The organism is Agrobacterium sp. InxBP2 (genome assembly GCF_026191755.1).
In the GTDB taxonomy this organism is placed as follows: Bacteria; Pseudomonadota; Alphaproteobacteria; order Rhizobiales; family Rhizobiaceae; genus Agrobacterium; species Agrobacterium pusense.
In genome coordinates this window covers 128,608-142,473 of the sequence record NZ_JAINDY010000030.1, presented here as the reverse complement: position 1 = coordinate 142,473, position 13,866 = coordinate 128,608, and the positions used below count along the sequence as shown (strand labels likewise).

The window sequence follows — 13,866 nt, the reverse complement described above, 5'->3', positions numbered from 1 at the left end:
TTCCCTGGCGATTACACCATAGCCCGTGCCCATGAGGTCACGGGCTTTTCTTTAAGGAAGCCGCGCGAGACAGAATATTTTTGATCCCGCGTGTTGACCTCGCGAACGGAAGCGGCGCATTTGGTCGCGAGCTTTTTCAAGCAACCAATCAGCGTCGCAATGATCATCAAGCCTGAATTCCATACATTTGCGCTTACCGCGCTCATCGGCAGCATAGGTGCGCTGCTCGCCAGCCTCATCGATATCCCGGCACCCTTTCTATCCGGCCCGGCACTTGCGGTGACGATCTCTGGACTGGCAGGCCTCAGGCTTGGCATTCCCGCCTTCATCCGCAATGCCTGTTTCGTCGTTGTCGGCATTTCGATGGGAACGAGCGTGACGCCCTCCGTGATAGACGCTGCGAAGACCTGGCCGGTGAGCTTTGTCGTCGTCCTCGTCGCTGTCGTCATCATGCTCTATGTCGCTTACTGGATACTGCATTACGGTTTCGGTTACGACCGGACCACGGCAATGCTCGGCGCTTCCCCCGGCCACCTCAGCTATATCATCAGCCTCGGGGCCGAGACGAAAAGCGACCTCGCAACCGTCAGCATCGTGCAAAGCGTCAGGGTACTTGCGCTCACTCTTTCCGTACCGCTGATCGTGGAATATTTCGATCTTGTCAGCACCGAACCGCTCCTCACCAAACCGCCGATGGATCTCCTCACCTTGGGACTGACCATCGTCGCTTCCCTGCTGACCGGCTGGCTTTTCCTGCGCTGGAAGTTTCCTGCTGCCCTGCTGCTCGGCGGCGTCGCGATCTCCATTGGCACGCATATTACCGGCCTCACTGAAGGCGGCGTCCCGACCTGGCTCAGCCTTCCAGTGTATGTGCTGATCGGCTGCCTGATCGGGACACGGTTTTCGAATGTCTCGCTGATGGAGGTGCGCAAGGGCTTTGTAGCGGGCTTTGTCGTCACCATCGCCGTCATGGTGATCGCCGGCAGTATTGCCTGGATGATTTCCCACGTGACCGGCGTTCCGCTCAATGCGGTAATGATCGCCTATTCACCGGGCGGCCTCGAAACCATGGCTGCGATGGCGGTCATGATGCACGCAGATACCGCCTATGTCGGCTCGCATCACGTCATCAGGCTTCTGTTCCTGTCGGTTCTTATGCCGCTCGTCATGGGAAAGGATGCCCGAAAACGAGACGGCGAAACCTGACATCTGCCGGAAAAATGCTGGCAGCATTGCAACCTTTTTCTCTCCGGCACGTTCAGGCTTAGCCGCAATTGCGGGCGGCGACCTTTCGCCTGCTCGGCAGGCTGACCCATCGGAGGACCATTCATGAACCGCTTGATGACGTTGACGGGCGCCGGACTTGCGCTTGCCTTTTCTGTTTCGATCGCTCAGGCGCAAGTGGTCGTGTCGTCGAAAATCGACACGGAGGGTGGCGTTCTCGGCAACATCATTCTCGCCGTTCTCAGCAAGAACAATATCGAGACGACGGATCGCATTCAGCTCGGCGCAACGCCAGTCGTCAGAAAGGCGATTACCGCGGGCGAGATCGACATCTACCCCGAATATACCGGCAACGCCGCCTTCTTTTTCTCCAAGGCGGATGACCCTCTCTGGAAGGACGCTGCCAAGGCCTACCAGGAAGCAAAGACGCTCGACTATGACGCCAACAAGATCGTCTGGCTGACGCCCTCCCCGGCCAACAATACCTGGGCAATCGCGCTGCGAAAGGATGTTGCGGACAAAAACAAGCTGAAGACGCTCTCCGATTTCGGCAAATATGTTGCCGACGGCGGTGAAGTGGTTCTTGCCGCTTCTTCCGAGTTCGTCAACTCCGCTGCTGCCCTGCCGGCGTTTCAGACCACTTACGGCTTCACCATGAAGCCGGACCAGTTGATCACGCTGTCCGGCGGCGATACGGCCGCTACCATCGCAGCCGCAGCCAACCAGACCAACAACGCCAATGCTGCCATGGTCTACGGCACGGATGGCGGCATCGCCCCGTCCGGTCTCGTGGTGCTGGAGGACGACAAACACGTGCAGCCTGTCTATCAGCCGGCGCCCATCATTCGCGAAGAAGTCCTGAAAAAGCATCCGAATATCGAGGAACTTTTGAAACCCGTGTTTGAAAAGCTCGATCTGGCGACCCTGCAGGAGCTTAACGCCCGTGTGCAGGTGGGCGGCGAGCAGGCAAAAACCGTCGCGCTCGACTTCCTGACCAAGAACGGCTTCGTCAAGTAATAGTCTGTGGTTCCGGGCGACGGGTCGGGAAAAATTCGTTCTTCCGGCCTTCGCCTGATCGATGAGACAGGGGAGCGGGATTTTGACGAAATGGCCTGACAAGGTGGGGGTGGTGATTTCATGCCTGCTTCTCTATGCCCTTCTCGTGGCGCCCTTCATGACATTCCGTGCGAACCGGATCGTTCAGGGTGAGACACGAACGGTTTTCGAAGCCCTCCCGGCTTCGGCTGCCGCCATTATCACCACCGTCGTTCTTCTTGCCGCTTTCATCGCGTTCTTTCGCTTTTCCGCCCGCCTCAAGCTCACGATTGCGCTGGTCGGGCTTGCGGTACTGGCGGTTTTCGTCGGTCAGGCTGCCTCTTTCCTGACACCGGAGGGCAATAGTTTTGCCCGCGTCTCGCCTGCCAGTGGTTTCTGGCTGATTTTTGCCGGGCTGGCCCTGCTTGCTACGGATTGTATAGCCCGTCTCAGGCCCAGGCCGGTCGTTCGGATTTTGCTGTTGCTGCTGGCGGCGGCTGCACTTGCGGCCGTGCTGACAAGCGGTCTCTGGAACGATCTCTCGATCATCAGGGAATATACCGGGAGAGCCGACACATTCTGGACCGAGGCACTGCGGCACGTGCAGCTCGCCATCGGCTCGCTCGTTGCGGCGACGCTCGTGGGCATTCCGCTCGGCCTCCTCTGCTACAAGGTGGAGCGGCTGCGGGCGGGCGTGCTGAACACCCTCAACATCGTCCAGACCATACCCTCCATCGCTCTTTTCGGTTTGCTGATCGCACCGCTTGGATGGATCGCAGCGACGGTGCCGGGCGCGGCAAAGATCGGCATCGCCGGCATAGGCATGGCGCCCGCCTTCGTGGCGCTATTTCTCTATTCGCTGCTACCGGTGGTTTCCAACACGGTGGTTGGCCTTTCCGGCGTTTCGCGAGCAGTCCGGGAGGCGGCGCGCGGACTCGGCATGACTTCGACGCAAAGCCTGCTGCGGGTGGAGTTTCCGCTCGCCATGCCGGTCATCCTCACCGGCATCCGCATCGTGCTGGTGCAGAATATCGGGCTCGCGACGATCGCGGCGCTGATTGGCGGCGGTGGTTTTGGCGTTTTCGTCTTCCAAGGCATCGGGCAGACGGCGATGGACCTCGTGCTGCTGGGTACCGTGCCGACCGTTCTCCTCGGCTTTGCGGCTGCAATCATGCTTGACGCCCTCATCGACAGCAATCTCTTCAGCGCAGGCGGAAGGCAAAAGGCATGATCGAGATCGACACCATCACGAAGCGATATGGCGATACGACCGTTGTGGACCAGGTGTCACTAACGGTCGCGCCGCGCACCGTCACCGTCATCGTCGGCACGTCGGGGTCGGGAAAAACCACCCTGCTGCGCATGATAAACCGGCTGGTGGAGCCAACTTCCGGCGCAATCCGAATAGACGGAAAAGATGCCAGCGCGATACCCGGATTCAGGCTTCGCCGCCAGATAGGCTATGCAATTCAGGGCCATGGCCTGTTTCCGCATCGAACGGTGGCGGAGAATATCGCGACCGTGCCGCAGCTGATCGGCTGGGACCGCAAACGCATCGCTGCGAAGATCGATGCGCTGATGCACCTCTTCCAACTCGAACCTGCGCTTTATGCCGAGCGTTTCCCGCATGAACTTTCCGGAGGCCAGCAGCAGCGTGTCGGCGTGGCGCGGGCGCTGGCCGCTGAACCGAACATTCTCCTCATGGACGAGCCATTCGGCGCTCTCGATCCGGTTATCCGGGCCAAGGCCCAGAAAGACCTCATCGATATACAGAAGAAGCTTGGCGTGACCATCGTTCTCGTCACGCACGACATGGACGAGGCTTTTCATCTGGCTGATCGTATCGCAGTCATGGACGGGGGACGTATCGTGCAGGACTGTCCGCCGGCAGAACTGGTGCTGAAACCCGCGAATGACTTCGTGCGCACCATGATCGGGGAAAACGAACGCGCGCTGAAACTGCTCTCGGTCCTCTCGGTTGCCGATGTCGTGGAGCCGGGAAGCGCCGAGGGCGAGCCGCTAAGCGAACATACAAGCCAGCGCGACGCGCTTTCGGCCATGTTATGGGCGGGCCGCGATGTCCTGCCAGTGATAAAAGACAGCGGACAGCCCGCGGGCCTGGTGCGGCGTGACGTTCTCCTCCAGCGCGCCGCCGGAAACCGATGAGAAAAGCCGCTTCTTTCTTCGCCCTGGGATTTCTGGTGCTGGCGCTGATGGCGTTTCTTGCCTCGCCCCAGAGCTTCTCGCCCCTGTTCAGCCCCCTTGTGCAGGCCAATGCGCCAGCCATCTACACGCAGGCCAATCTGCTTTCCCTCACCCTTTCGCATCTCGCCACTGTCGCTATCGCAACGGGGCTTGCCACGATGATGGCGGGTGCGCTCGCCATTCTCGTAACCCGGCCCTTCGGAAGGGATTTCCTTCCGCTCTCCCGCAGCATCGTCAATATCGGCCAGACCTTTCCCCCTGTGGCGGTTCTGGCGCTTGCGGTGCCGATAATCGGTTTTGGCGAAAAACCCACTCTGATCGCGCTGTTTCTTTATGCCCTGCTGCCTGTCTTCGAAAATACGCTGACCGGACTTACCACCCTTCCGCCAGCAGTGGTGGATGCCGCAAGAGGCAGCGGCATGACCGGCTGGCAACGGCTCGTAAAAGTGGAGCTGCCGCTCGCCCTGCCGGCCATCCTCGCCGGGATCCGACTTTCGGCGGTCATCAGCCTTTCCACCGCCACCATCGGCTCAACGGTTGCCGCAAGGACGCTTGGGGAAGTTATCATCGCCGGCCTGCAATCCAACAATCTCGCTTTCATCCTTCAGGGCGGGCTTATCGTTGCGGCACTGGCGATCCTGATCCACACCGGCTTTTCCGCCCTGGAAAGAACCGCGGCCCGCAGAACCGGGTAATGAACAGGACATGCATCACATTTTATATTCCCGGCGTTCGCCGCACATGGTAGGGGCAGACCGTCGAAACAGAAATTTCAGAGGTTCGGGTGACACAGGCAATCGTCGTGATGGGAGTGAGCGGTTCTGGCAAGTCCACGGTCGCGGAAGGTCTGGCGGAGAAACTGGGCATTGCCTTTATTGAGGGCGATAAACTCCACCCCAAATCCAATGTCGACAAGATGTCAGAGGGTATTCCCCTTACGGATGAAGACCGCTGGCCCTGGCTCGATCTCGTCGGCGCGGAACTTCGCAAAGGCAGCGAAAGCAACGGTGTCGTCGTTTCCTGCTCAGCGCTCAAGAAAATCTATCGCGACCGCCTCCGCCGGGCCACAGGCGGCCCGCTGGCTTTCGTCTATCTGGATGGCAGCCTGGAGCTGCTTAGCCGCCGGATGGGCGAGCGCAAGGGCCATTTCATGCCGCTCTCGCTGCTTCAGACCCAGCTTGCCACGCTGGAAGTACCAACGGGAGAGCCCGGCGTCGTGGCTGTCAGCATCGATACGACCCCGGAAGAGATCGTTTCGAACGCGCTTTCCGCTTTGAAAACGGTCGTGTTTTAAAGCCCGAGCCTGTCTCTCAGGCCATACCACCAGGCGCCAAGTACGGTCAGCGGAACGCGGAACGTCTTGCCACCCGGGAAGGGATAGTTCGGCAAGGAGCTCCAGATATCGAAACGTTCGGCGTGGCCTGCAACGGCCTCGCCCAATATCTTGCCGAGCAGATGCGTGGTCGTTACCCCGTGACCGCTGTCGCCATGGGAAAAGTAGATATTGTCCGACAGTTTGCCGATGTGCGGAATACGCGTCAGGGTCAAGGCGAAGTTGCCGCTCCAGGCATACTCAATCTTTATCTTTTCCAGCTGCGGGAAGGTCTTCAGCATGTTCGGGCGGATCACGCCTGTCAGGTCGGCCGGATCGCTGCCGCCATAACCGATACCTCCGCCGTAAAGCAGACGGTTGTCCGAGGTGCGACGGTAATAATCGAGAATGTAATTGGCATCTTCGACGCAGTAATTGGCGGGCAGAAGCGCCTCAATCAGATCGGCGTTAAGGGGCTCCGTTGCCATGACCTGGCTCGAGACCGGCATCATCCGTTCGCCGATTTCCGGCAGCAATTTGCCGAGATAAGCATTGCCGCAAACGAGAATATATTTCGCCCTCACGCTGCCCGTTGCCGTCCGCACGACGGGGTTTTCCCCCTGCTCTACCGCAATGACCCGCGAATTTTCGAATATCCGAGCGCCCAGGCTTTCGGCAGCCGCCGCCTCGCCCTGCACGAGATTAAGAGGATGGATATGGCCGCCGAAACGATCGATCATGCCACCGGCGTAACGATCGGTCTTCACGTAGCGGCCGACATTCGCTCCGGAGACCATTTCCAGGCCGCCATGACCATGTTTTTCCCAATGGACCTTGTGTGCCTCCATTTCGCGAATCTGTTTTGACGTGAAGGCGGCGAAGAAACCGCCGTCGACCAGATCGCAGTCGATGGCATATTTGGCGATGCGGTTGCGGATGATCGCGCCGCCTTCAAGCGACATCTCCCCAAGCTTCACCGCCTTGTCATGCCCATAGCGGCCGGCGATGGTTTCGAGATCCCGGCTGTAACCGTTGACGATCTGCCCGCCGTTGCGCCCCGACGCGCCGAAGCCGACCCGCACGCCTTCCAGCACAATGACCGCGTAGCCACGTTCACTGAGTTCAAGGGCGGCGGAAATGCCGGTGAAACCGCCGCCGATCACGCAGACGTCGGCTTCCAGCGCGCCCTCAAGCGTCGGCCGCACAGTTTTGACATTAGCGGAGGCCGCATACCATGACGATGTGTGGCCGGGATTGGGAACGTTGGTGACCTCAACCATTTCACACCGTCCTGATATAGGCGTCATATTCGACGTCGGTTACACGCAGGGAGAATTCGGAAAGCTCCTGCTGTTTGCAGGCGGAAAACAGCGTACGGTATTTTTGGCCAAGCGTCGCATAGGCGAAGCTGGAGCGCGTGAAGCGTTGCAGCGCATAGTCCCAGTTGGTGGGCAGCGGCTCATGGTTGATCGCGTGACTGTCGCCGGAAATCGCGCCGCCGGGCTGGCGCTTCTCCTTCATGCCGGCGAGCGCGGCGCTCAGTATCATCGCGAGAACCAGATAGGGGTTGGTGTCGGCGCCGGCGACGCGGTGTTCGATACGCGTCGCCGCCTTGCTGGCAACAATGACGCGCACCGCTGCTGAGCGGTTATCGATACCCCAGGAGGCATAGGTCGGCGCATGTTCGCTCGGTGTGAGGCGGCGATAGGAATTGGCATGAGGTGCAAAGATCGCCATGCTCTCTCCCATGTTTTCAAGGAGGCCGCCGACCGAATGCAGCAGCGCATCCGAAGGGCCGTTTTCTCCCGCGTAGATATTCCTGCCATCCCTGTCGAGAACGGAGAAATGCACATGCATGCCATTGCCTGCCTGCAGCCCATAGGGCTTGGCCATGAAGGTGGCGTCGAGGTCATGCCGACGCGCCACTCCTTTAACGATACGCTTTAGAAAAACGGCAAAATCGGCAGCCTGCAACGCGTCAGGCACGTGATTGAGGTTGATCTCATATTGGCCGGGACCATTTTCCCGCAGCGTCGTATCGGCAAGCACGCCCTGCGCGCGGCACGCTGTCGCGATGTCGTGGAAAACATCTTCGAAATCCTGCAACTCTGAAATCGACAGGACCTGCGTCTGGCCCGTATGCCACCGGCCCTCGCGGCTGTGCGGCGGACGCACGGGATCGAGCGCCGAACGAACGGGATCGATCAGGTAAAACTCGAGTTCAGTGGCCACGACAGGGGTCAAACCCGCTTTTTTATAAGCATTGAGAACCTGCGCCAGAACATGGCGCGGATCGCCGTAAAAACCGGTTCCATCCGGATTCTTCATGGCGAGCAAAACCTGCGCCGTCGGCCGGCCGAGCCATGTCACCCGCGACAGTGTGCCGGGAACGGGAAAGCAGAAGCCGTCCGGATCACCCGTGCCCTCCGCGAGGCCCGCAGCGTGGACATCACGGCCCCAGATATCCAGCGCATAAACGGAACGGGGAATGGCCATCCCCTTTTCAAGCACGTCGATTGCCCGTTCGCGCGGAATCCATTTGCCGCGCGGCACGCCGTTGGCATCTATGACAAAGGCTTCGAGTATTTCGATATCGGGGTTATCGACGAAAAATTTCTTTGCGTTTTCAATATCATCCATCATGCACCAGCAAGCCGTTTCCATCTCTGATCATGCGCAGCAATCTTCGCTAGCGAAAATCATCCTGCTGCTGATAGATGAGAAACCTCGCCACCATGATGACGTCTGCCCCTTTTCCCCTTTGCATGGGACCATGTTACGTGGCCTGCTACCATAAGGCCAGCGGATTTCGTTCTCAGGGATTGAACCTTCCCGGGCGATACGCGTCAATCGCGATAACAGGCGTTTCGCCCAGCATCGTTTCAGCCAGAACACGACCGGTAATGGGCCCGAGCGTCAGCCCGTGATGGGCGTGGCCGAAGGCAAACCATAAAGTCCGGTGACGTGGCGCCTTGCCGATTATCGGCATCATATCCGGCGTGCAGGGCCGGGCACCCATCCACGGTTCCGCATCCAGCCGGCCGCCAAGAGGAAAGACGGTCCGCGCCACCCGCTCCGCCCGTTCAATCTGCACGGGCGATTTCGGCGCATCGCGTTCGGCAAATTCCGCCCCCGTCGTCAGCCGGATACCTTTTCGCATCGGCGCAAGGAAATATCCCCGCTCGGCATCGATCAGCCAGTTATTGAGCTTAGTGCCTTCCTGCGGCGCGTAATGCATGTGATAACCGCGCTTCACGCCGAGCGGAAAACGGTAGCCCAGTCGCTCGGTGACGGTATCCGCCCAGGGGCCTAACGCCACGACGGCATGTTCGGCCTCGACTGCGCCGGTTTCGGTGCGCACCGTCCAACCGCTTGCCGTCTGACTGAGGGTGGACGCATCGCCCCTTGACACGCGTCCACCGAGGCTCTCGAACAGCCGGACATAAGCGAGCGTCAGCGCATGCGGATCGAGCACCGACCAGGGATCGTTCCATTTCAGGCCGCCGACGAAATCATGGCTCAGATGCGGTTCGGCAGCGGCAAGTTCCTCAGCGTCAAGTTTCGTATGGGAAATGCCATGGTCTCGCGCCAGACGTTCGGCAAAGGCAAAATCAGCGTCCCGCCGTGCGGCTGTCCGGTAGGCTTCCATCCAGCCATTCTTGACGATCAGGTCACCGGCTTTGGCCTCCTCGATCAGGATGTTGTGCTCGGATACCGAGTGCTCGATCAGCGGTGCATAGGCCCGGGCAATTGCCGCATGGCGCGCGGCTGCGGAATTATACCAGTAGCGGCCCAAAAAAGGCGCGATCTTGGGCAGAGCTGAGAGGTGATAACGGGCATCGATGCTGTTATTCAGGGAATAGCGCAGCAGCAGGGCGATATCCTGCGGAAAGGCATAGGGCACCACACCTTCTCTCTGGATCAACCCGGCATTGCCGAAAGAGGTTTCCTCACCCGGTCCGCGCCGGTCGACCAGCACCACCGACCTGCCCCTGCGGGCCAGCTGCAAGGCGGTGGAAACCCCAATGATCCCCGCCCCCAAAACGATCACATCCACTACCATGGCAATCAATCCGTCTTTGCGTCACATACCCAGCAACATGGGTCGGCATTTTTCGCGAAGCAACAGAAAAATCATTGCCTTAACAGAAACACCACGCGGCCTACTGGCTAATCGCCTTCGTTTTCACGGCCTCGATGTGGAAGGCAGCCGCCAAGAGCGCCCGGGTATAGTCCTGCTGTGGACTGGCGAAGATTTCCGCCGCCGGGCCGCTCTCCACCACCTTGCCGTGACGCATGACGATCAGGTCGTTGGCAAGTGCCTTCACCACCTTCAAGTCGTGGCTGATGAAGAGATAAGCGAGTTCATGCTTTGCCTGGAGATCACGCAAGAGATCGACCACCTGCGCCTGCACACTCATGTCGAGTGCCGATGTCGGCTCGTCCAGCATGACAAAACGGGGTTTAAGCACCATGGCACGGGCAATGGCGATGCGCTGGCGCTGGCCGCCGGAAAATTCATGCGGATATCGCCAGCGGGTGGCCGGATCGAGACCGACCTCTTCCAGCGCGGTGGCGACGCGCGTATCGCGTTCGTCGGCAGACAGCGACCGCTCATGCACCTTCAAGCCCTCGGCGACGATCTCACCCACCGACATGCGCGGGCTGAGTGAACCATAGGGGTCCTGAAACACGACCTGCAGCCGGTTCCTGAGCGGCTTCATCATCTCATAGGAATAGTGGTCGATCGACTGGCCGATGAAGCTGATACGTCCTTCAGATGCGATCAACCTGGAGAGCGCGAGACCAAGGGTTGTCTTTCCGGACCCGGATTCCCCGACCACACCCACCGTCTGGCCGGCACGCAGCGTGATATCGATACCGTCCACCGCCTTCACATGGTCGACAACGCGACGCATCAGCCCCGCCTTGATGGGAAACCAGACCTTGATATCGTCGCCCTGCATGACCACAGGCTTACTGCTGTCGGAAACCGGTGGCTCGCCCTTGGGCTCCGCCGCCAGCAGGTGGCGTGTATAGGCATGCTGCGGATCGTTGAAAACCTGTTCGACGGTCCCGGTTTCTACGATCTTCCCCTTCGTCATGACGCAGACGCGGTCGGCAAATTTACGGACGATGCCGAGGTCATGGGTGATGAACAGCATGGACATGCCGTGTTGCTTTTTCAGATCACCGAGGAGTTCAAGAATCTGGGCCTGAACCGTCACGTCCAACGCCGTCGTCGGCTCGTCGGCAATCAGCAGTTTCGGCCGGTTTGCCAGCGCCATGGCGATCATCACACGCTGTCGCTGGCCGCCGGACAATTCGTGCGGATAGGCTTTCAGGCGTTTTTCCGGTTCACGGATACCGACCTGGCGCAGAAGCTCCAGTGTGCGTTCACGCGCCTCGCTCCCCGTGATTGCCTGATGCAGCTCAAGAATCTCTCCGATCTGTCGCTCGATGGTGTGAAGCGGATTGAGCGAGGTCATCGGCTCCTGGAAGATCATGGTGATGTCGTTGCCGCGCACCGCACGTAGCGAGCGCTCCGGCAATGTCAGCATGTCCTTACCATCAAACAGGATTTGTCCCGAGGGGTGGCTTGCTGCCGGATAGGGCAGCAGTTTCAAGATGGAATTGGCCGTCACCGACTTGCCAGAGCCGGATTCGCCGACAAGGGCAACGACTTCGCCCGACATCAGATCAAAAGACACGTGATCGACTGCAACACTTGTCGCGCCGCCCTGGTGGAAGGCGACAGAGAGATCACGAACGGAGAGCAGCGGCTGGATATTTGTTTCCGTCATGGCGATCACCGGAACGTCTTGCGTGGATCGAAGGCGTCGCGAACGGCCTCGCCGATGAAAATAAGGAGCGACAGCATGATGGACATCGTGAAGAAGGCTGTGAGACCGAGCCAGGGCGCCTGAAGGTTGTTCTTGCCCTGCGCAATCATCTCGCCCAGCGACGGCGATCCCGGCGGCATGCCGAAACCGAGAAAATCGAGCGAGGTGAGTGTCGTGATCGACCCTGAGAGAATGAAGGGCAGGAAGGTCAGCGTCGCCACCATGGCATTGGGCAGAAGGTGTCTGAACATGATCGTCCAGTTGCCGACGCCAAGTGCGCGGGCGGCACGGACATATTCGAAGTTTCTGGCACGCAGGAATTCGGCGCGGACAATACCGACGAAGCCGACCCATGAGAAGAGCAGCATGATCCCAAGCAACACGAAGAAGCCGGGCGGCAGAATGGCCGCAATGATGAGCAGGATGTAGAGCACCGGCATGGACGACCAGATTTCGATGAAACGCTGCAAAAGCAGGTCCGTCCAGCCGCCGAAATAGCCCTGAATGGCGCCGGCGGTGACGCCGACAATGGCGGAAGCAATGGTCAGCGTCAGGCCGAACAGCACGGAGATGCGGAAGCCGTAGATCATCCGCGCCGTGACGTCGCGGGCCTGATTGTCGGTGCCGAGCCAGTTCAGATTGCCAAGCGTGCAGCCGGGATCGGCATCGCCCTGCGGATAGGCCGAGCAGCGCTCCTTTTTATCCATCAGCCAGAAAGGTGCCGTGGGCGCGGAATGCGGAATATTGGAATTGACCGTCTGGTAGGAGTAGCGGATCGGTGGCCAGATCATCCAGCCATTGGCGTTGATCTCGTCCTGAATGAAAGAGGATTTGTAGTCGGTCTGGGCCAGGAACCCGCCGAATTTCTCCTCCGGATAATCCACCATGACCGGCACCAGCAGCTCGCCCTTGTAGGAGGCGAGGATGGGTTTGTCATTGGCGATAAATTCCGCCATCAGGCTCAGGAAAAACAGGATCAGGAACAGCCAGAATGACCAGTATCCACGGCGGTTTGCCTTGAAATTCTGCCAGCGGCGCTTGGTCGTCGGCGAAAACCACGGGCGCTTGGGATTTACCAGCGTCTCGGTTCCTGCAGGATGAGCGAGCGACATCACACGTCCCTCCGCTCGAAGTCGATACGCGGATCGATCCATGTGTAGATGAGGTCAGAGAGCAGGCCGACGACAAGGCCCATCAGCGAGAAGATGAACAGTGTGCCGAAGACGATCGGGTAATCCCGGTTGACGACCGAGAGATAACCGAGGCGGCCGAGACCATCCAGCGAGAAGATATTCTCGATGAGCAGCGATCCGGTGAAGAAGGCCGAGATGAAAGCACCCGGAAAGCCGGCGATCACGATCAGCATCGCGTTGCGGAAAACATGCCCATAAAGGACCTTGCGCTCGGTGAGACCCTTGGCGCGGGCAGTGATGACATATTGCTTCTTGATCTCGTCGATGAAGGAATTTTTGGTCAAAAGCGTCGTTGTCGCAAAGGCGGAGAGCGACAGCGCGATCAACGGCAGGGTAAGATGCCAGAAATAGTCGATGATCTTCTGCCACCAGTTCAGCTGGTCAAAATTGTCCGAGACCAAGCCGCGCAGCGGAAACCAGTCGAAGAACGAACCGCCGGCGAAAAGCACGATGAGCAGGATGCCGAACAGGAAGCTTGGCACCGCGTAACCGATGATGATGATGCCTGAGGTCCAGACATCGAAGGTCGAGCCATCGGAAACGGCCTTCCTGATGCCGAGCGGAATGGAAATCACATAGGATATGATGAGAATCCAGAAACCGAGCGAGGCTGAGACCGGCAGCTTGTCAATGATGAGATCGATGACCGACGAATTGCGGAAGAAGCTGTCGCCGAAGTCGAAGCGAATGTAATTCCATATCATTTCAAGGAACCGGGTGAGCGGCGGTTTGTCAAAACCGAACTGCTTTTCGAGCTTCTTGATCAGCTCCGGATCGAGCCCCTGTGCACCGCGATATTTCGAACCGCTTTCATCGAAGCCGCCTGATTGCCCCATGAGATCGCCGCCGCCCGAGAGCCGGTCGGAGGCGCTGTCGCCCTGACCCGTCAGCTGCGCGACGACCTGTTCCACCGGCCCACCCGGGGCGAACTGGATGACAAGAAACGAAATGCCCATGATGCCGATGATGGTCGGGATCATCAGCGCCAGACGTCTGAGGATATAGGCGCCCATCAGCCTCTTCCCCCAGCCGTTCGGTCAGCGATTTTCGTCTC

12 protein-coding genes are annotated in these 13,866 nt (G+C 59.3%); 6 read left to right on the top strand and 6 right to left on the bottom strand.

From position 1 onward, the window contains the following. Positions 1–159: 159 nt before the first annotated feature. From K7A42_RS15900 to K7A42_RS15875, 6 genes are all read left to right on the top strand, one after another. Positions 160–1,206, top strand: coding sequence for an AbrB family transcriptional regulator (locus tag K7A42_RS15900; RefSeq protein WP_035206796.1), 1,047 nt, complete (start codon positions 160–162; stop codon positions 1,204–1,206). Between the two features lie 123 nt (positions 1,207–1,329). Further along, complete coding sequence (locus tag K7A42_RS15895) at positions 1,330–2,241, top strand: ABC transporter substrate-binding protein (RefSeq protein WP_006699768.1); 912 nt, start codon at positions 1,330–1,332, stop codon at positions 2,239–2,241. 82 nt (positions 2,242–2,323) lie between these two features. After that, on the top strand, positions 2,324–3,490 hold the full coding sequence (locus tag K7A42_RS15890; RefSeq protein ID WP_174150586.1) for an ABC transporter permease: 1,167 nt from the start codon (positions 2,324–2,326) through the stop codon (positions 3,488–3,490). Beyond that, a complete protein-coding gene (locus tag K7A42_RS15885; protein ID WP_282455539.1) occupies positions 3,487–4,425 on the top strand; it encodes an ABC transporter ATP-binding protein in 939 nt (312 codons plus the stop codon). Before K7A42_RS15890 ends, K7A42_RS15885 begins: the two co-directional genes overlap by 4 nt. Further along, positions 4,422–5,159: an ABC transporter permease gene (locus tag K7A42_RS15880; RefSeq protein ID WP_282455538.1), complete on the top strand. Its 738-nt coding sequence runs from the start codon at positions 4,422–4,424 to the stop codon at positions 5,157–5,159. Before K7A42_RS15885 ends, K7A42_RS15880 begins: the two co-directional genes overlap by 4 nt. Positions 5,160–5,269: 110 nt before the next feature. Further along, positions 5,270–5,758, top strand: a complete 489-nt coding sequence (locus K7A42_RS15875; RefSeq protein ID WP_045533089.1) for a gluconokinase — start codon at positions 5,270–5,272, stop codon at positions 5,756–5,758. Here the strand turns inward: K7A42_RS15875 and K7A42_RS15870 are convergent. The 6 genes from K7A42_RS15870 to K7A42_RS15845 form a co-directional block, all read right to left on the bottom strand. Next, the gene (locus K7A42_RS15870; protein WP_282455537.1) at positions 5,755–7,056 is read right to left on the bottom strand and encodes an NAD(P)/FAD-dependent oxidoreductase; all 1,302 of its coding nucleotides are present in this window, start codon (positions 7,054–7,056) and stop codon (positions 5,755–5,757) included. The two genes, K7A42_RS15875 and K7A42_RS15870, sit on opposite strands and share 4 nt — an antisense overlap. Position 7,057: 1 nt before the next feature. Then, on the bottom strand, positions 7,058–8,419 hold the full coding sequence (locus tag K7A42_RS15865) for a glutamine synthetase family protein (RefSeq protein WP_004439273.1): 1,362 nt from the start codon (positions 8,417–8,419) through the stop codon (positions 7,058–7,060). Positions 8,420–8,591: 172 nt separating this feature from the next. Beyond that, positions 8,592–9,839, bottom strand: coding sequence for an NAD(P)/FAD-dependent oxidoreductase (locus tag K7A42_RS15860; RefSeq protein ID WP_282455536.1), 1,248 nt, complete (start codon positions 9,837–9,839; stop codon positions 8,592–8,594). 100 nt (positions 9,840–9,939) lie between these two features. Then, positions 9,940–11,580 carry an ABC transporter ATP-binding protein gene (locus K7A42_RS15855; RefSeq protein WP_045533224.1) on the bottom strand — a complete coding sequence of 547 codons (1,641 nt, stop codon included), beginning with the start codon at positions 11,578–11,580 and terminating at the stop codon, positions 9,940–9,942. A gap of 5 nt (positions 11,581–11,585) precedes the next feature. Beyond that, positions 11,586–12,731: an ABC transporter permease gene (locus K7A42_RS15850; RefSeq protein WP_004439269.1), complete on the bottom strand. Its 1,146-nt coding sequence runs from the start codon at positions 12,729–12,731 to the stop codon at positions 11,586–11,588. Continuing rightward, the gene (locus tag K7A42_RS15845) at positions 12,731–13,825 is read right to left on the bottom strand and encodes a microcin C ABC transporter permease YejB (RefSeq protein ID WP_282455535.1); all 1,095 of its coding nucleotides are present in this window, start codon (positions 13,823–13,825) and stop codon (positions 12,731–12,733) included. Before K7A42_RS15845 ends, K7A42_RS15850 begins: the two co-directional genes overlap by 1 nt. Positions 13,826–13,866 lie beyond the last annotated feature (41 nt).